The 19,815-nt window shown below is 40.7% G+C and carries 14 protein-coding genes; 13 read left to right on the top strand and 1 reads right to left on the bottom strand.

The window, feature by feature from the left end; translation table 11 throughout:
• Nucleotides 1-1,508: 1,508 nt before the first annotated feature.
• The 8 genes from ruvC to tolB all read left to right on the top strand — a co-directional run bounded on the left by ruvC (nucleotide 1,509) and on the right by tolB (nucleotide 10,190).
• Nucleotides 1,509-2,024, top strand: coding sequence for a crossover junction endodeoxyribonuclease RuvC (ruvC, locus tag ACFIJJ_RS03345; protein WP_375645901.1), 516 nt, complete (start codon nucleotides 1,509-1,511; stop codon nucleotides 2,022-2,024).
• Nucleotides 2,025-2,037: 13 nt separating this feature from the next.
• Nucleotides 2,038-2,652, top strand: coding sequence for a Holliday junction branch migration protein RuvA (ruvA, locus tag ACFIJJ_RS03340; protein WP_375611757.1), 615 nt, complete (start codon nucleotides 2,038-2,040; stop codon nucleotides 2,650-2,652).
• 13 nt (nucleotides 2,653-2,665) lie between these two features.
• Entirely contained in the window at nucleotides 2,666-3,760 is a 1,095-nt protein-coding gene (gene ruvB / locus ACFIJJ_RS03335; RefSeq protein WP_375613207.1) for a Holliday junction branch migration DNA helicase RuvB, read from the top strand.
• A gap of 223 nt (nucleotides 3,761-3,983) precedes the next feature.
• A complete protein-coding gene (gene ybgC, locus ACFIJJ_RS03330) occupies nucleotides 3,984-4,424 on the top strand; it encodes a tol-pal system-associated acyl-CoA thioesterase (RefSeq protein WP_375622609.1) in 441 nt (146 codons plus the stop codon).
• Between the two features lie 1,689 nt (nucleotides 4,425-6,113).
• A complete protein-coding gene (gene tolQ / locus ACFIJJ_RS03325; protein WP_375640353.1) occupies nucleotides 6,114-6,827 on the top strand; it encodes a protein TolQ in 714 nt (237 codons plus the stop codon).
• Nucleotides 6,828-6,841: 14 nt separating this feature from the next.
• Nucleotides 6,842-7,294, top strand: a complete 453-nt coding sequence (gene tolR, locus ACFIJJ_RS03320) for a protein TolR (protein WP_375622611.1) — start codon at nucleotides 6,842-6,844, stop codon at nucleotides 7,292-7,294.
• Nucleotides 7,295-7,401: 107 nt separating this feature from the next.
• Nucleotides 7,402-8,826: a cell envelope biogenesis protein TolA gene (locus ACFIJJ_RS03315; RefSeq protein ID WP_375645899.1), complete on the top strand. Its 1,425-nt coding sequence runs from the start codon at nucleotides 7,402-7,404 to the stop codon at nucleotides 8,824-8,826.
• Between the two features lie 38 nt (nucleotides 8,827-8,864).
• Nucleotides 8,865-10,190, top strand: coding sequence for a Tol-Pal system beta propeller repeat protein TolB (gene tolB / locus ACFIJJ_RS03310; RefSeq protein WP_375622615.1), 1,326 nt, complete (start codon nucleotides 8,865-8,867; stop codon nucleotides 10,188-10,190).
• A gap of 1,075 nt (nucleotides 10,191-11,265) precedes the next feature.
• Here the strand turns inward: tolB and ACFIJJ_RS03305 are convergent.
• A complete protein-coding gene (locus ACFIJJ_RS03305) occupies nucleotides 11,266-12,012 on the bottom strand; it encodes a YebC/PmpR family DNA-binding transcriptional regulator (protein ID WP_375622617.1) in 747 nt (248 codons plus the stop codon).
• Nucleotides 12,013-12,379: 367 nt separating this feature from the next.
• On the opposite strand from ACFIJJ_RS03305, the gene ACFIJJ_RS03300 reads away from it, so the two are divergent.
• From ACFIJJ_RS03300 to ftsH, 5 genes are all read left to right on the top strand, one after another.
• Nucleotides 12,380-13,081, top strand: coding sequence for a DUF1013 domain-containing protein (locus tag ACFIJJ_RS03300; RefSeq protein ID WP_375645898.1), 702 nt, complete (start codon nucleotides 12,380-12,382; stop codon nucleotides 13,079-13,081).
• 203 nt (nucleotides 13,082-13,284) lie between these two features.
• Nucleotides 13,285-13,806, top strand: coding sequence for a peptidoglycan-associated lipoprotein Pal (gene pal, locus ACFIJJ_RS03295; RefSeq protein WP_375622621.1), 522 nt, complete (start codon nucleotides 13,285-13,287; stop codon nucleotides 13,804-13,806).
• A 52-nt stretch (nucleotides 13,807-13,858) separates the two neighbouring features.
• Nucleotides 13,859-15,766 carry a tol-pal system protein gene (locus ACFIJJ_RS03290; protein WP_375645897.1) on the top strand — a complete coding sequence of 636 codons (1,908 nt, stop codon included), beginning with the start codon at nucleotides 13,859-13,861 and terminating at the stop codon, nucleotides 15,764-15,766.
• 18 nt (nucleotides 15,767-15,784) lie between these two features.
• Entirely contained in the window at nucleotides 15,785-17,272 is a 1,488-nt protein-coding gene (tilS, locus tag ACFIJJ_RS03285; protein ID WP_375645895.1) for a tRNA lysidine(34) synthetase TilS, read from the top strand.
• Nucleotides 17,273-17,387: 115 nt separating this feature from the next.
• Nucleotides 17,388-19,550 carry an ATP-dependent zinc metalloprotease FtsH gene (ftsH, locus tag ACFIJJ_RS03280; protein ID WP_375622627.1) on the top strand — a complete coding sequence of 721 codons (2,163 nt, stop codon included), beginning with the start codon at nucleotides 17,388-17,390 and terminating at the stop codon, nucleotides 19,548-19,550.
• The last annotated feature ends 265 nt before the right edge of the window (nucleotides 19,551-19,815 follow it).

Genomic DNA, 19,815 nt, shown 5'->3' with positions numbered 1-19,815 from the left:
TGAATTGCCAGAAATTTTTCGCCAATTTGTTTCTCATTCATTGCGTTTAGAAGCATGCATTTTTTTCATTTAGAGATGCTGCTGTAGTTTAAGCACTTTGGTCAATAAGCGGTGGCTGTAGTTTAAGCGATGATAATCCAGTGGGAAAATAAATCGAATTACTGAAAACAGCTTTTGGGGGTGTTTTGAGAAGAATAGCGCCTTGCTTCTTTCTTGCGATATTTAGAGCAGTATACCCATTTTTTTTACAACCGAAATTTCACAATTAAAACTAATCTAGAGTGTTTTTTTTCTGCCTAATTTCTATTTGGCGTAGAAATATCTTGAGCTTATAGCTTAGAGGGGGTGTATAAGTATTGATTTCGAATATGGCATGGGATGGAGTATGGTTGGTCTTATGGAAATCGACTTTGGTTGATTGCAGCTGGAACACTTTCTGTTGATCTATCGTGTGATTTTGTTTTGGCTCTGATAATGATCTGGCTCTAAGATAGAGCAGGGGTTTGTACATCAATTTATTTATGCTCTATAATTTATGCCTATAAAGCTGCTGTAAAGTGTGTGTTAATGAGGATGATACACATTGTTACAGTTTTTGGGCTTCTTTTGTTTTGAATGGAAGGTATTTTCCCTCGCGTAAAATAAAATATCCAAAATAAAGTGCCATATAATGAATGTCCCATGGGTTCCCTGTGCCCCCATGCATGTTCCTCTCTATGAAATGTCCCTCTCTACGCGATGTCATTGTGGTGTGATGGGTATATTCAAAAACACCTCTCAGTTCTTATTCACATCCGTTGAGCCTCTCTCATCTTTACGCTTGCAAAGGAAAAAGCCGGCACGATCATCATCTTTGCCAGTCCCCAATGTTGCGGTAGCCTTTGGAACTTGAGACAATTCATTAGAGGCATTTTTAGTCCTTTCTTGTACAGTTTCACTCTATACGGCAATCCCACGTTTCATATGTAAGAGAATGGTTTTGATTGCTTCAATATAAACAGATTTGTAATGAGAAAATCTTAGGATATTCGGGATTCTTATGCAACATACAAAATAATTAATTATCTTTATAAATCAACGTGTTGAGTTATAATGATAGCGTCATGCTATAATGTAAAAAGTTTTCGCAAAGTGTGTACCATCCATTGCATAGCCTCTTTACACATTATGAATGTGCAATCCAGCACTGATCTATTTGCTCGCTTGCGATGTTTAACCGTTATGGCATTGGATATGATATAGAAAGGGAATTTTTATGCTTTAGAGGGTGCTTGATCGGGTGCTTGCTTGTGGTGTGTGAATGGTTTTGATTGATTTCAGTTACGCTTCATAAAGTATGTTTCATAAAGATGCTGTTCGTTGCGTGTTATAATTGTATAAATTTGGGGGGATGATTATCTTTTTACTGGTTTTGTCTTGTACTGCTGTTTTCTTTGTGGTCTTGTCTTTATTCACATCTTTATTCACATCTTTATTCACAGGGGGGAAAAGTGTATAGACTGTAGTTTATGGCAGAGACGATTCGTATTATAGGCATTGATCCCGGATTACGGCGTACAGGGTGGGGCGTTATCGATGTTGTGGGTAATCGTCTTCAGTTTATTGCAGCAGGGACGGTTTCTTCTGATGTAAAGTGTGAGCTGGCTTCCAGACTATGTCAGATCCACAAAGGTCTTTCAGAGGTTGTGCATCAATTTATGCCTCATGAAGCTGCTGTAGAACATGTGTTTGTCAACAAAGATGCTACAGCAACTTTAAAACTTGGGCAAGCGCGTGCAATTGCACTGCTGGTTCCTGCGCAAGCCAATCTTCCTGTTTTTGAATATGCGCCCAACAAAGTGAAAAAATCGGTTATTGGGGTTGGACATGGGGCTAAAGAACAAATCCATATGATGGTCAAAGTTCTCCTCCCACGGGCTGAATTTGATAGCAGTGATGCGGCTGATGCTCTTGCTCTTGCTCTTTGTCATAGTATGCACCGTAACAGTATTGACCGATCTTATCAGGCAAGGATAGCGATATGATTGGGGTGGCAACATGATTGGCAAATTAAAGGGCACCCTTGAACATATCTTTGATGATCATATCCTTCTTGATGTGCACGGTGTGGGGTATGTTGTTTTTGTGTCAAATCGGCTGCGTCCTTCTTTGCCCTCTGTTGGGGAGGCGTTAAGCCTTTTTATTGAAACGCATGTTCGGGAAGACGCAATTCGCCTTTTTGGTTTTGCGACAAGAGCGGAACAGGAGTGGTTTTGTCTTCTACAAAATGTTCCTGGAGTAGGGGCAAAGGTTGCTTTGGCAATCTTGGGTACTTTATCGCCAGATGAACTTGCACAGGCTATTGCTTTAAACGATGTTGCGATGATTAGTCGAGCGCCGGGCGTTGGTAAAAAAGTCAGTGAAAGAATTGTGGGTGAACTGAAAAGTAAAACACTCCCCTTTGAACAAGCGGTCAAGACTGTTTCGGTTTCTCAGCGTGAGATGACCAATCAACCTGCGCATGATGCGCTTTCCGCGTTGATGAAGCTAGGGTTTGAACGGGAGCATGCATCCCGTGCTCTTGCTCTTGCGATGAACGCTCTTGAGGGCGAAACTGTTTCTTCTGCCCTGCTGATCCGCCATAGTCTCAAATTGCTTTCTTCTCCTACTTAAAATCAAGGTAACAATGCATAAAGATGAAGATAAACGCCTTCTGGGTTCCGCCCCCCTTCCTAACGATCCAGATCGTTCCTTAAGACCACAAGTTCTCGATGACTTTATTGGTCAAGAAGCGGCACGGGCTAATTTAAAAATATTTATTGAAGCAGCAAAAACGCGGCAAGAAGCGCTGGATCATGTTTTGTTTGTAGGACCACCGGGGCTGGGAAAAACAACGCTTTCACAGATTATGGCAAAAGAATTAGGCGTTAATTTTCGCTCTACTTCAGGGCCGGTCATCGCTAAAGCAGGAGATTTAGCCGCTCTCTTGACCAATCTTGAAGAACGTGATGTCTTGTTTATTGATGAAATTCATCGCTTAAATCCGGCGATTGAGGAAATTCTTTATCCAGCCATGGAAGATTATCAACTTGATTTGATCATTGGGGAGGGGCCGGCCGCACGCTCGGTGAAAATTGATCTGGCTAAATTTACTTTGGTAGCGGCAACCACACGTTTGGGGCTTTTGACCACACCGCTGAGAGACCGTTTTGGCATTCCAATTCGTCTCAATTTTTATACGATAGAAGAATTGGAATATATTGTGCAGCGTAATGCGCGGCTTTTTGCCGTCAAGATCAGTGATGATGGTGCCCATGAAATTGCACGCCGAGCACGGGGGACCCCTCGTATTGCCGGACGGCTTTTACGGCGCGTTTGTGATTTTGCTTTGGTTAAACAAGCAAAACAAATTGACCAAAAAATTGCCGATGAAGCGCTTTCGCGCCTTGAGGTTGATCATCTTGGGCTTGATCCGCTTGACCGCCGCTACTTGCTCCTGATTGCGGAAACTTTTTTAGGGGGACCGGTGGGGATTGAAACAATTGCTGCTGCTTTATCAGAACCACGCGACGCCATTGAAGATATTGTTGAACCGTATTTGCTCCAACAAGGTTTTATTCAAAGAACCGCTCGTGGACGCATTCTAACTGAAAAGGCTTGGAGCCATTTAGGGCTTTCTGCTCCAGCCTCTACAACGTCTATACAAAGGCGTTCTCAACTTTCTGATGCTCAAGACAATTCATCACTTCAGACGTCTTTATGGGATGGGGAAGATGACTAAGGCATCCCTTTATTAAAAGAAACTATTTGAACATTTTATAGCAAGGTCATAAAATACAAGAGATGTGCTGCCTTTAACATATTCTGGTCGAAAAGGTTTGTCCCTGGTGAGGGGTTGTGCTTTTGCTTTTCACAACTTCAACACAAAAATGTGTTCAATCTTTTGATTGATAAACAATTTGCTATATTAGCTATATTAGATGATTTTATGGGATATGAAGTCGATGACAGAAATAACACCTTTTAAGAGCAATCATACAAACGCTTTTCATAATTTTCAAGTCCGCGTTTATGTTGCGGATACAGATTTTTCCGGTGTGGTTTATCATGCGCGTTATCTTGAGTTTTTTGAACGAGGACGTTCAGAGTTTTTACGGGATACCGGTTTTAATAATAAGATGTTAGCAGCAGGGGGTGAGGGGGAAAAACTATTTTTTGTTGTTCGTCATATGGAAATTAATTTTTCAAGACCAGCTAAAATTGATCATCTTTTAGTTGTTAAAACACGTGTTACTCATATCCAAGGGGCCCGCTTTTTTATGGAGCAATCTATTTTGCATGAGGCGATTACGTTGGTAACAGCCAAAGTTGAAATTGCTCTGATTAATGAGGAGGCAAAACCGCGACGTTTACCCAAAGAGCTTTTTGCAAAAATACTTGGTTAAAAATGTGCTTCATTGAAACAGCCGCTTCAGGAGAGATCAGCAGATATAAAGTAATCTATAATCTAAGACTATACATTTATTATAGCCTAAATGTTTTCCAATAAGGTTATATGATACAGCAAAAGAAAGCACCTCTGCTACAATAACTACAATAAATTGAAGATGATATCCCACAAAATTAAACACGCTTCATCCATGTTATGATTCAAAATCAATGTCATATCATCCATTTTCTGCTATAAGCTCAAGATATTTTTCTTTCTTTTGAAGAAAGGTTTGTTGGTATCAGAAAACAGCGAAAAGTACAAAATATAAAAAGAAATAAAAATGTATATACCCAGCAACATATTGCAATAAAGTGATAATAAGCTATTAGGTCGAAAATTGTCTCAAAACACCCAAAGGGTGTTTTTAAGCAATTTGATTTGTTTTTTTACTGGATTATCATTTGGCATCATAAGAGCGCGTCTCTCATCCATTTCTATCTATAATGCATCACTTTATGTGCGCTTCTAAGCGTAGTGAATGAGTGAGAGATCAATGTATATAAAGCAGAAATGTATTCTTGATTTAAAGTTTCAAAAGCATATTAGTCTATATAATATATTGACTGAGAAAGATAAATTATCACTTCTCACGGGCACAAACCCCAATAGAGGAATAGAATAAAATACTTTCATTTCAAATCTGTTCATGTTGAAACAATTAAAATCATTTGCTTATACATCATAAGAGAGCAATATAAATCATTGAAAAAAATTGAAAAAATGTTCCTTATGGATCATTCTCAATGCAATAATGATCAAATATCGCAAGTGAGAAAGAGAGCGAAGAAGCTGGTTTTCATGAAGTAAAGATATGAAAAGGCTTTTTTCATATCACAGAAGCTTTTACGTTATACCATAGTGCCAGAGAGATGATAGGCATTGAAAGAGGCAAATTCACAACACAATGAGATTACATGAGACTTACACTAGATTATATAGGACTTATAGGGGGCCTGGGTGAGGTGCATTGTTGTGAGGCGTTTTAGGGTGGTTTAGTGTCGTTTTTTTGCCCGATGGTGTGATCTTATTAAAGAATGAGAGAAACAATAGCCTGAGGCAAAGCATAATTTTTCATGATGATAACATATTTATTTACAATGATAATTTACGGCGTTGTCACTTTCAGATAATTCTGAAACTTGTAAAATTTTTTCTTTTCAAGCTCTATTGCCGCGAATTAATCAAAAACATTTTCTTACATGTCACAAGTGGGGTTGGTGAGTGGATACAAAAATACTTAAGAAAGGAATAAAATACCTCTTACGAATCTTTTCAAGTGCTAAGACTTATCACTGTATTTTAAGCTGGAAATGCGTATGATGATTTAGCGTTCTTTTCATGAGCGTAAAGATGGTGGTGCATAATAGATTTAATATCATGCATTTTTATATCTTTTATTTTTATAGTATTTATGGAGAAGTTCTTATCGTTATATTTTTCATAAATGCTGTTGTGAAATGAGGAGGGGCCTGCATTGAGGGATGTCTCTCGTCATCACTTTTTAAGGAAATTTAAGAAACAAGTCTTGTTTTAGCGCATGGATTTATGTGAGACTAGAGTCTTTACTTAAATTTAGAAACTATAAAATAATCTGTTTTATAAAATTTAAAAAATGCATCTTTCATTTAGAGGGACAAAAATTATGCCGCATTTAGAACTAACGAATCCAGAAACAATTGGAATGTTGCATTTGTTTATGCAAGCGAGTTGGATCGTGAAAGGTGTTATGATTGGGTTGCTGCTCGCTTCTATCTGGAGTTGGGCAATTATTTTTGATAAAATTTTTACGTATCGGAGAATACGGCGTGAAATAAAGCAGTTTGAACGCACATTTTGGTCTGGCAAAGCGCTAGAAGATCTTTATGCATCATGCAAAAGTCAACGTACCAATAGTATATCCGCAGTTTTTATAGCAGCAATGGTTGAATGGAAAAAATCTCTTGAAAAAGGGACCCATACATCGAAAAGTTTGCAGAGCAGAATTGATAAGGCTATGGATTTGACGCTGGGACGTGAAAGTGAAAAAATAGAATCAAAATTAAGTTTTCTTGCGACACTGGGATCTGCGGGACCTTTTATCGGACTTTTTGGAACAGTTATTGGTATTATGGAGTCTTTCCTTTCTATTTCAGCTTCTCAAAATACGTCACTTGCCATTGTCGCGCCAGGGATTGCAGAAGCGCTTTTGGCAACCGCTATTGGTTTGTTTGCAGCAATTCCTGCCGTTATTGCTTATAACAAGTTGACTCATGAAAGTGCGCGCATCATTGCACAAATAGAAAATTTTGCCGATGAATTTTCAACAATTGTATCGCGGCGTATTGATGAAACACGCACAGCACCTTCCTCTTTATAAAAAGGAGCTTATCCATGGGCCTTTCTGTTGCTTCTTCTTCTCGCAAAAATACACGTAGGCGGCATCATTCACGAAGCCAACTGATGAGTGAGATCAATGTCACTCCTTTTGTGGATGTCATGCTGGTCTTGTTGATTATTTTTATGGTCTCTGCCCCTCTTTTAGTAAATGGTGTTCCTCTGGACTTACCGCGGAGTCAAGCGGGTCCCGTACGAGCTCAAAAAACACCCCTTACGGTTTCACTTGACGCGCAAGGGCGCTTTGCCATTAATCAAGATTATTATGAAACGTCACAGGCCCTGATTGCACACCTGAAAACTCTTCTGGAAGCAGATGCTACACAAAAAGATCAACGAGTTTTTGTGCGGGTTGCTAAAACTGTTGAATATCAGCAAGTATTAAAACTGCTGGCGGATATTCAAAAAGCGGGGTTTTCTCAAGTTGCGTTAGCAAGTCTAGCACAATAAATAATAAGTAATAAAATTTCGCATAACTGATTGTTTTTAAGATGTTTTTTAAATAGCATAGAGTGATTAAAAATGAAAAAATGTAAGGCATAAATAAGGCATAAAGAATGAACAAAGACTCCTATCATAGCATGAAACGAGGCTTGGCTTTATCCCTTGTGGTCCATGTCATTTTTCTCAGTTGGGGAGCCATTCAGTTTACAAGCTCTGTCTCTTTACCACAACCATTGGAAGCAATTCCTATTACTCTTGCTCCTTTGGTGGACGAGTTTTCTTCTCAACAAGGAGCCGTGAAGGCTCCTATCCGTGCAATCCCTGCCGTTAAACCAACTATGCAACCACAAGAGAAAGAAGATGCACGCCATATTGGAGAGGGACAAATAGATAGTCTTGCACCGTTTCAACCAAAGGAAAAGCTGCTCCCCGTTGAGACAACACCGCCGCCACCAAGCGAAAATACGCCGGATACATCTGCACCAGAACTTACAAAACCAGAATTATTAGAAGCAAAAACAGAGGATGCGCCCAAGGTTGCGCCTGAGACGCCTTTGGAGACACTGGAGGATGCGCCCAAGGTTGCGCCTGAGATGCCTTTGGAAGCACTGGAGGATGCGCCCAAGGTTGCGCCTGAGACGCCTTTGAGAGCGCCGGAGGATGCGCCCAAGGTTGCGCCTGAGACGCCTTTGGAAGCACCACCGGAGGATGCGCCCAAGGTTGCGCCTGAGATGCCTTTGGAAGCACTGGAGGATGCGCCCAAGGTTGCACCTGAGATGCCTTTGGAGGCACCACCGGAGGATGCGCCCAAGGTTGCGCCTGAGACGCCTTTGGAGGCACCGGAGGATGCCTCTAAGGTTGCGCTCAAGCCTGCGCACAAAAATGAAGAGATGATATCGCCAAAAGAATTGGCTCCAACGGTCCCAAAAGTACCAGAAGAGCAGATTGTTCATCAAGCGCCCAAAATTGTGCTTCCAAAAAAATCTCTTCTTCCACAGTTTAAACCAAAGTTTGACGGAGAATTTCCAAAGAAGAATGAGGCTGCATTGAATCAAAAGACGCCAAAGCTTAACAAGAAAAACCAAGAGGAACAGACCATTGAAGATATTTTAGCTCTGGAGGAAAATAATTTGCTCAATCGTGCGCGGTCACAAGGAGGGGGGGCAAAACGTTCTCATACACCAGAAGCTTTGGGTGCAAGAAAAAATATTAATGATACCACAAAAATGGCACAAACATTGGTCAATATTGCGGGGGGATGTATTCAACAGAAGCTTAAACTTGTGGCGCTTGGCGGCGATTTAAAAAACCGTCCGGTTGTGCGGTTGCGATTTTACTTAGACCGTGAAGGGATGGTTGTGGGTGATCCTATCATTGATCCCGTAAGCGGCCTTGAGAGTCAACAAGCTATTATGATAAGGCAGGTATATGCTGCTGTCTTTTCATGCCAACCTTATGCAGATCTGCCACGTGATCAATATGATCTATGGGGGCAAGGTTTTGACTTTAATGTTGATCCCCTCCAAGAAATAAGATGATAAACGAGAAAAAAGCGCTTAACGAAAGGACACATTCTATGATGACTATAACGAGACATAAAGTTTTTGCTTGGTTTATTGTCACTTGTGGGTTGTGGCTTTCAAGTATTTCATCCGGTTATGCGCAATTGAAAGGAACTATTTCGAGCGCTGATTTTAATCCCATTCCCATTGCAATTACAGACTTTATTTCCAATGATTCGATTGGGTTGAAAATATCTGCTGTGGTGACAGCCGATCTTGAACGGTCGGGGCTTTTTTTACCACTTGATAAAGAAAATTTTTTTGAAAACATTTCTAATCCTAATAAACAACCGCATTTTGCTTCTTGGCAGAAAATAAAAGCGCAAGGTTTAGTTACTGGGCAGGTCATGAGAGAAGTCGATGGACGTTTGAGGGTCGACTTTCGTTTATGGGATGTTTTTGGACAAAGGCAATTGAAAGGACGGCGTTTTTATACTGCGACAGAACGTTGGCGGCGTGTGGCACATATGATCGCAGATGAGATCTATAGTGAGATGACAGGAGAAAGTGGTTATTTTGATACACGAATTGTTTTTATCGATGAAACAGGCCCCCAAAATGCGCGCATTAAACGCTTAGCAATGATGGATCAAGATGGCGCAAATTTGATTTATATGTCTGATGGAAGTGAATTGGTGCTTACACCGCGGTTTTCTCCAAAAAGACAAGAAATGACCTATATGGCTTATGAGGACAATCAAGTACCTCATGTTTATCTCCAACAAATTGAAATGGGGCAAAGAGAGTTGATTGGAACGTTTAATAACATGACAATTGCTCCACGTTTTTCTTCTGATGGACAAAAGGTTATCATGAGTTTGTTACAAAATGATGGGAGTGCCAATCTTTACACCATGGATTTACGAACCCGTACGATGACGCGACTTACAACAACTTCTGCTATTGATACTTCTGCTTCTTATTCACCGGATGGAAAACAAATCGTCTTTTCTTCAGATCGTAGTGGAAAGCCGCAAATCTATAAAATGAATGCGGATGGGAGTGATATTCAACGTATTTCTTTAAACGAGGGGAGTTATTCAACACCTATTTGGTCTCCACGGGGTGACTATATCGCCTTTACAAAACAATTAAACGGACAATTTTCTATCGGTGTTATGCGCCCTGATGGACAAGGAGAACGAATTTTAACCACAGGGTTTCACAATGAAGGACCAACTTGGGCCCCCAATGGTCGTGTGCTGATGTTCTTTCGCAAAAATCCCGGTATGGGACCAAAAATCTATACGATTGATATTACGGGTCGCAATGAACGTCAATTACCCACCCCCAATGATGCTTCAGATCCAGCATGGTCGCCTTTGCTCAATATACAATAAAACAAAATGCTTAAAAACAGAATATAGAAGGAATACAGTCTCAAGTTTACACAATCTCAATAGTTTTTAATTATTTAAAAGAAGGAATTGATTATAGTGGGCATGGGGAGTTATGTAGGTTTCATCTATCATCTACGGTTGTTGATCGATAATGGAATTTCCTTGGGGGAAAATGCTTAAAAAAATTCAAAACAATACCTTGAAAAAATAGAGCCGAAAATTCTGAGATCTCTAGATTTCAACTTTTTATTCAAAGTGTCGCTATATATATTTTTTTAAACTTCCTCTTCAATTTTGTTTGTGAAGAGTTTGGTCTTGTCAGGGGGCTGTTGCTCTCTGATGTGTTTTATTCAAGTACGCGGTTGTTTTAGGTCTGAATATTGATTGATTGGTAAGAGCAAAAGGACAGATTTTTAAGATAAATGACGTTATTTTAGAAATATACGATATCATAAAGTTAATGCCATAAAGTCAAAAATTTATTTGCAACAGATTAGAGAGATGTACCGGCTTTTTGTACAATACTTTGCTAAACAATCAGCTCTGGCTTTCCATTTGCTTATTTTTATTCTGTGATGTTGTAAAAACACTGTCCTTTGAAGTGTGGTGATATAGGGCGTATAAATAGGACGTATAAACCTCCTTGATATATTCTAAGTGTTTTTAAGTGCGTGGCGAATATTTAGGGGAGTGCATGTTTGTTGAGCCTTAAGTTTCAAGTGAATTTTATGAGTGATTCGTCATAGGAATACGTTAGGAAAATCCGAATTGTTTACAGGCTAGATCATTTTCATCACTTGAGGGTGGGGAGGTTAATCTTAAAGAACAACAAGATCGAATAGAGAGGGGATATAGGGATAATCTTTGGGGCATGTAAGAAAGGTGTGAGACTACAGAGTTTTGTATGCTTTCTTTTTGGGATTATGTTTTCTGCGATTGATTGTGGTTTTTTGTTGCACCAATGGCTTACCCCGCTATTGACGCGGGGCTTTTATATGTGCGGATAAAGAAGAAGAATGACAAATGCTTTTGAAGCTCTCATGAATGAAGAGAGGGCTTGTGCAAATGATGGAAATTATACAGATAATTTTGCCAAAATCTCATCACTGACATCAAAATTGGCATAAACATTTTGCACATCATCATCTTCTTCTAATGTTGAAATCAGTCGTAAAACGGACAAAGCTTTTTCTTCATCTATTGGTGCAAGGGTGGTGGCTTTCCAAATTGTTTTAATCGATTCTGCTTCACCAAGTTTTGCTTCAAGCATTTTTGAAACTTCACCAATATCTTCAAATGCGCAGGTAATATGATGTCCGGTTTCTTCTGATTGCACATCTTCGGCACCGGCTTCAATTGCTGCATCCATGATGTTATCGGCTGTTCCTGCTTCTGGCTTATAGATTATTTCACCAATCCGATTAAACATGAAACTGACCGATCCTGTTTCCCCTAAGGCTCCTCCTGATTTTGTGAAGGCGGCGCGCACATTTGAAGCGGTGCGGTTGCGGTTATCGGTTAAAGCTTCAACAATGACGGCAACGCCACCTGGTCCATAGCCCTCATAGCGTACTTCATCATAATTTTCGACATCGGTGCCTGACGCTTTTTTAATCGCGCGTTCAATATTATCTTTCGGCATCGATTGTGCTTTGGCATTTTGAACAGCCAGCCTTAAACGTGGATTCATGGCTGGATCAGGAGCACCTTGTTTTGCTGCTACGGTAATTTCGCGCGCAAGCTTAGAAAATATTTTCGAGCGCATAGCATCTTGACGCCCTTTACGGTGCATAATATTTTTAAATTGTGAATGGCCTGCCATAGTTTTCCTTCCTGTTTGAGGGCTTTCTTTCCAGTTGGACACTCTTTAGAATTTAAGGCGATAAAGCTCGCATCCCACCAGAATAAATGTGCCACAGCATGAGGTGAAATAATCGAATAAACCCTTTATAAGAAAATTCATCTTAAAGGTAAAGACACCTTAGTTGAGGATCATTACAAGAGAGATCTCTTGTCGTTGAGCAAAAATAACGCTATAACAGAATGTAATTTCATAGCAAAATGGTTTATTCCATCCGCGCTTTGTTTTAGGAGTGGTTGGAGAGACCTAAACATATAAAAAAGTTCCAGTGCTCTTGAGTGGGCGGTAACCTGCCTCATAGAAGAGGCGCAGAAGAGGATTTATAAAAATGGCAACGCAACTTTTGATGCCCAAAGCAACAGCTGTTTGGTTGGTTGATAATACAGCTCTTTCTTTTGATCAGATTGCAGAATTTTGTAAATTGCATGTCTTGGAAGTAAAAGCTATTGCCGATGGTGATGCGGCTTATGGTATTAAAGGTTTAGATCCGATTAGTTCTGGGCAATTGACGCGTAGTGAAATTGCACGGGTGGAGGCTGATCAAAATGCACGCTTGAAAATTTCTCAATCGAGGGTGCATATTCCTGAAAAAAAACGTAAAGGGGCGCGCTATATCCCTCTTTCTCGACGCCAAGATCGTCCCAATGGTATCTTATGGTTGGTTACGAACCATCCCGAGTTGAAAGATGCACAAATTGCACGGTTGATTGGGACAACAAAAGCGACAATTGAACAAATCCGCCTTAGAACCCATTGGAATAGTGCAAATTTGGTTCCTCTTGATCCTGTAGGGCTTGGTTTGTGTTCGCAAATCGATTTAGATTTTGAGCTCCAGCGTGCGGCGAAAAATCGTCCTGTTGCAGCAGAAGAAGATAGGTCGTTGCTTCCCGCTTCTCTGACGGAAAACGCTGCTCTAGAGGAAAATGAGGGTGAAGACAATCTGCATAAGACTTTTGACGCTGATAAAGTTTTTGCAAAGCTGAACGCGCTGCAAAAAAATCGTCAAGATCAAGATCAAGATGATGCATAAAAAACCATGACGCATAAGGGAAACATTTCTTATAGAAATGTTAGAGGAATGGCTGAAGAGAAGGAAAATTGGCAGAGACTTAAAAGTAAAAATGATGACCAAAAAAATAGAAAAAATTTCGTCTTCATTAGGAATTAACGGTTATTCTTAAAAATATTTTTAAGAATTGACCCTTCTTTACGAAATTCAAGGAGAAACGGACTATGCGCTCTACCAAAAAAACCATCTCTCATTCCTTAGCTATCCTCTTTCTTTTCTCACTATGCTTGGGTGGGTGTGGCAAAAAAAATGTCGGTGCACTTAACGGTATGAATGGCGCTTATATGAATGATGCTGGTTTGAATCAGATGTCACCAGGTTCAGGACAAGAATTTACGGTTAATGTGGGTGATCGCGTGTTTTTTGGTCTCGATTCTTCTTCACTTGATGCTGATGCTGAACGTATTTTAACGCGCCAAGCAGAATGGTTGCTTCATTATCCTTATTATTCTATTATGATCGAAGGTCATGCTGATGAGAGGGGAACACGTGAATATAACTTGGCACTTGGACAGCGCCGTGCTGTTGCTGTGCGAAACTATTTGGTGTCTCTTGGTGTGTCTGCACAACGGATTCAAACAATTTCTTACGGAAAAGAAAGACCTGTAGCGGTATGTGATGATATTTCCTGTTGGAATCAAAATCGACGTGCTGTGACAACGTTGAGTGACATGAATAGTCATTAAAAATAAGATTGTTTGTTTCAATTATTTAATAAGCTCTTAAGGGGAAAAAAGAATGTATCGTAAAATCAATTGGAAAACACTCTTTTATATGGGGGTTTTCATAGCTTGTTCTACTTCACTTGTTCAAAGTGCGGCACGAAAGGCTTCCGAATATCCTGCACATGATACGGATAAAGTTGATGCAGTTGATAAGGCAACTGATGATGTAAAGAAAGCACCTGAAGCCGCTGATAAAGCAGCATCTGATGTGTTGGAAAAAGCCACTGACGCTGTTGATAAGGCAACTGATGATGTAAAGAAAGCACCTGAAGCCGCTGATAAAGCAGCATCTAGCGCGGTGGAAAAAGCTACTGACGCAGTTGATAAGGCAACTGAAGCTGTAAAGAAAGCCCCTGAAGCCGCTGATAAAGCAGCATCTGATGCGGCGGAAAAAGCCACTGACGCAGTTGATAAGGCGTCTGATGCTGTGAAAGAAGCCCCTGAAGCAGCTGATAAAGCAGCATCTGATGCGGCGGAAAAAGCCACTGACGCAGTTGATAAGGCAACTGATGCTGTAAAGAAAGCCCCTGAAGCAGCTGATAAAGCAGCATCTGATGTGTTGGAAAAAGCTACTGACGCTGTTGATAAGGCTGTCGATGCTGTGAAAGAAGCGCCTGAAGCAGCCGATAAAGCAGCATCTGATGTGTTGGAAAAAGCCACTGACGCTGTTGATAAGGCAACTGAAGCTGTAAAGAAAGCCCCTGAAGCAGCTGATAAAGCAGCATCTGATGTGTTGGAAAAAGCCACTGACGCTGTTGATAAGGCAACTGATGCTGTGAAAGAAGCCCCTGAAGCAGCCGATAAAGCAGCATCTGATGTGTTGGAAAAAGCCACTGACGCTGTTAATAAGGCTATTGATGCTGTAAAGAAAGCACCTGAAGCAGCTGATAAAGCAGCATCTGATGTGTTGGAAAAAGCCACTGACGCTGTTAATAAGGCGTCTGATGCTGTAAAGAAGGCACCTGAAGCAGCTGATAAAGCAGCATCTGATGTGTTGGAAAAAGCCACTGACGCTGTTGATAAGGCGTCTGATGCTGTAAAGAAAGCACCGGAAGCAGCTGATAAAGCAGCATCTGATGTGTTGGAAAAAGCCACTGATGCTGTTAATAAGGCTGTCGATGCTGTGAAGGAGGCACCTGATGCTACTGATGAGGCATCTGATGCGGCGGAAAAAGCTTCGGATGTTATGGAGCACCAAGGGATTATTTTAGAGAATCAACAGGCTTTATTTAAAGATTATGATTTAGATAAGCTTTTGCATGAGATACGAGCAGTGCTTGAACATAATAATTTGAAAAATGTTAACAAGCAGTTTCATCGGCTTTTTGATAAACAAGACTCTTCTGTTTATTCTTGTCCCTTTGAAAATGCCGCTGTGGATGAACAAGTTCAGACTGTAAAAGAAGAGATGGAGCAGGACCATAGTACAGGTGATCAGACAAAGGTTGCTGCTGTGGAAGCTAAGGTGGAGAGCCATGACCATGAAAACAGTCAACCTTTTAACAAAGCGCATGATGTAAGTGCTCCAATTGAAGCACAACAGAGTATAGATGGTACTCTTTCTTCTTCCAAAACTTTGTATAAAGAGGGTTATGATTTTATTCGTTCTGCCAACTATGTTGAAGCTGAAAAAACCTTTTGCACTTTTCAAAACCGTTACAAAAAAGATCCTTTAAGTGATGATGCTTTGTTTTGGTTGGCAGAATCTTTATTGGGACAAAAGCGCTATCATGAAGCAGCACAAGTTTATCTTAGGGCATGGTATGCAGATGAAAAGAAGCTCTATACCTCCGAGATTTTGCTAAAATTAGCAAGAAGTATGGTCGCTCTTGAGCCAAATAAAGACGATTGTGCTCATTTTGTGAAAAAATCAAAACGTCAACAAACATTAGCATCTGTTTTTTGTAAACCTGCAAAATAAAAAGCGAGGTCGTTTTCGGTGTGCGTTAGACTGGCAAGAAATCTCTTTAAAACATCGGATTTTATTCAATGTCAGAAGTTGATTCTTGCCGTCTCAGGGGGAAGTGATTCTTTGGCTTTGATGTTTTTGGTCAAAGAACATTTGGAGACTCTCGCATTTCCTCCGGAAATGATTGTTGTCACGGTTGATCATCAATTGCGTAAAGAATCGATGCGTGAAGCAGAAATTGTTGCGGAAATTTGTCGTGCCCATCACATTAAACATATCATTGTACGGTGGGAAGGCGAAAAGCCAAAGACGCATATTGCTTCCAGTGCTCGTGTTGCACGCTATGATCTCTTGGTTAAAGAAGCACAAAAACAAGGTGCATCACTTATTATGACGGGGCATACACTCAATGATCAGGTTGAAACCTATCAAATGCGGTATCAACGTCTCCAAAAGAATAGAGGTGCTTTGTATAGTGAAGCTGTTGCCATGCGTGATGAGCTTTATACCAGTGGTTTTGCTGGTGCGTTGTGCGCTGAAGCCGAGGGTATACGTGATGAGGATCATACCAGAAAAACGAGAAAAAATATTGCCGAAAAAAACTATGGTCCCCTCTATGAGCGCGGTTTATCCTGTATTCCGCGTGAGGCGTTGTTGCATAGAAAAGTGCGGTTGATTCGGCCACTCCTTGGTGTAAAACGCCAAACATTACGGAATTATTTACGCTTACAAGGACAAACATGGATTGATGATCCAACCAATGAAGATCGCAATTTTGAACGTGTGCGCGTGCGTCAATCTCTTTCTCCGCAAAAATTGGCTTATATTGCTCAAAAAATAAATGAAGCCGCATTGCAGCGTCGTCAACAAGCCAAAAATATTGCTGATTTGATCTTAGCGCTGGATATTACAGTCCAACATGGGCGTTGTTTCATAGCAAAGCCTGCGCTATTTTTACAGAAACATTCCAGTTTTCCTTTCGTGGTGGGGCTCTTTGCGGTGCTGATGGGAGGGGGATTTTATTTGCTCCCCAATCAAAAATTAAGCATGCTTGTTCAAAAACTCTGTCTCCATTCTTCAGAAAAGCAGCGTTTTACTTATGCGGGCTCTGTTATTGAATATAACAAAAATGGAATTGCTTTGTGGCGCGAAGGGCGAAATATGAAAGAGGCTATCGTTGAGCCTGACAAAACTTTTATATGGGATGGGCGCTATCAGATTACAAATCATGGATCTGAGGCTATAAAGGTTGGAGCAGCAAATTTAGAACAGCTGAAATTTTTATTAAAAAATAGCGACTTTGAGCTTGAAAAGCCTCATTTTCCCTCTTTACAATCGCTGCTGATGATCTCAAACGATAAAGGGTATGATATTCCAGAGTTGATTTCTCAAGCGGTTGTTTATAAAAATGTTATCATCAAGCGGATTATGGCGCCTTTCGATTGGCTTTCCTCTCGCGAAGATGCTGCGCTGGTGAATGTTGTGGAACCTTTTTTTAATATTGAGGTGAAAAGATAAAGGGAAAATTACTCTAAAAGAAAATAAACAGCTTCTCATCTCTTGGCAAGGGGCTGACAAGGTTATATGTTAAGGGGAACTGTTTGAAATCTAGATTTGATTAAGTGGGCTGAATATGAATTCCAATTACCGCTCTCTCCTCATTTGGGGAGTTATTGCTTTGATTTTGATTGTGTCGTTTTCTTTCTTTAATGGAGATAGTCAACGTTCTGGTGGTGGAGAAGTCTCCTATTCTGAATTTTTGCAAAAAGTTGAGAATAATGAGTTGAAATCTGTGACCATTCAGGGTCAAAAATTAACAGGACAAACCATTGAACATAGAACTATTTCAACCTATGCTCCACGAGATCCAGGTTTGATACAAAAATTGGAAAGCAAAAACGTCAATGTTAAAGCTATTCCTGAAAGCTCTGGAAATAGTATTTTCCTCAATCTCCTCTTTTCCTTGTTGCCTGTTATTATTATCGTGGGGGCGTGGGTCTTTTTTATGCGGCAAATGCAAAATGGATCGCGTGGTGCAATGGGATTTGGGAAGTCAAAAGCAAGATTGCTTAATGAAGCGCAAGGACGTGTTACTTTTAAAGATGTTGCTGGTGTTGAAGAAGCAAAGCAAGATCTTCAAGAAATTGTTGAATTTTTACGCGAACCACAAAAATTTCAACGTTTAGGAGGGCGTATTCCACGTGGTGTTTTGCTTGTTGGTCCTCCAGGAACCGGTAAAACTTTGTTGGCACGCTCTGTGGCAGGTGAAGCCAATGTGCCATTCTTTACCATTTCAGGCTCTGATTTTGTGGAAATGTTTGTAGGTGTTGGGGCAAGCCGTGTGCGTGATATGTTCGAACAGGCTAAAAAGAATGCGCCTTGTATTATCTTTATTGATGAAATCGATGCTGTTGGACGCCATCGGGGTGCTGGACTAGGCGGTGGAAACGATGAACGTGAGCAAACCTTAAATCAGTTGCTTGTCGAAATGGATGGATTTGAGCCTAATGAAAGTATTATTCTTATTGCTGCAACAAACCGTCCCGATGTGCTTGATCCTGCTTTATTGAGACCAGGGCGTTTTGACCGGCAAGTTGTTGTGCCGAACCCTGATGTTTCTGGGCGTGAACAAATCTTGAAAGTGCATGTGCGCAATGTGCCTTTAGCCCCCAACGTTGATCTAAAAATTTTGGCAAGAGGAACACCAGGATTTTCTGGTGCAGATCTGATGAATCTGGTCAATGAAGCTGCTCTTATGGCTGCGAGCCGTAATAAAAGAGTCGTCACCATGCAAGAATTTGAAGATGCCAAAGATAAGGTGATGATGGGCGCTGAACGTCGTTCAACCGCTATGACACAAGAAGAAAAAGAGCTCACTGCTTATCACGAAGCAGGACATGCTATTGTGGCTCTTAATGTGCCGGTTGCTGATCCTGTCCACAAAGCAACAATCGTTCCAAGGGGAAGAGCATTGGGAATGGTGATGCAATTGCCTGAAGGCGATCGCTATTCCATGAGTTATCGTTGGATGATTTCTCGTCTGGCCATTATGATGGGTGGACGCGTGGCTGAAGAATTGAAATTTGGAAAGGAAAATATCACATCTGGTGCTTCTTCTGATATTGAACAAGCAACCAAATTAGCACGCGCAATGATCACACGGTGGGGATTTTCTGATCTGCTTGGAAATGTTGCTTATGGGGATAACCAAGATGAAGTCTTTTTAGGTCATTCTGTTGCGCGAACACAAAATGTCTCTGAAGAAACAGCGCGCATGATTGATATGGAAGTGCGTAAGCTTATTGATGATGCCTATAAAAATGCGACAAATATTTTGAAAACAAAAAGAAAAGAATGGTTTGCTTTGGCACAAGGTTTGTTGGAATATGAGACTTTAACGGGAGCTGAAATTAACGAAGTCATTGCAGGAAAGCCTCCTTCACGCACACAGAAAGATGAGGGTGCTGCGCCACGGGGGTCCTCTGTTCCAAAAACTGGAACGCTCAGAGCAGAGACAACAGTGATTGATGAACAAAATGCTGAAGCAGTCTCTAAAACAGTGCTTCATAAAGTAGAGACCGATAAAGGCGAGGCAGACAAAGCAGAGGCAACTGTTGGGAAAAAAACAGCAAAATCCGGTAATGTTGAGCCTAAGGAGACTCAGTCTAAAGAAGTGCAATCGGATGAGACTGAGAAAAAAGCGCAAAGCACAAAAGCTACTACAAAATCAGTCAATCGCTCTAAAAGTAATGCTGAAAAGAAGTCCAATACTGCGGGAGATGATAAAGAAAAATAAGAACTGTTTAGTATCGCTTGAGTGACGATGTTTTAGGAAAACTGCTAAATTTTTTGAGAAAGGCGCAAGTTTTGTTTGCGCCTTTCTTGTAATATTTGCAAAAATATGGAAGCACAAAATTAAACAAAACCGTTGTATGATGACGGCTTTAGCATGCTACAAGGCGAGGTGGATTGTTGCTTTTCTAATGTGGTAGGAGTTGTGAGGTTAGGCGATAGATTTCCTTGCCTGATGTGGTAGGGTATGAGGTTTGGTGCTGGGTTTC

This window comes from Bartonella sp. TT29SHDZB (assembly GCF_042193395.1).
In the GTDB taxonomy this organism is placed as follows: Bacteria; Pseudomonadota; Alphaproteobacteria; order Rhizobiales; family Rhizobiaceae; genus Bartonella.
Note: the sequence above shows the minus strand (reverse complement) of the source record. Positions and strands in the feature narration are given on the sequence as shown.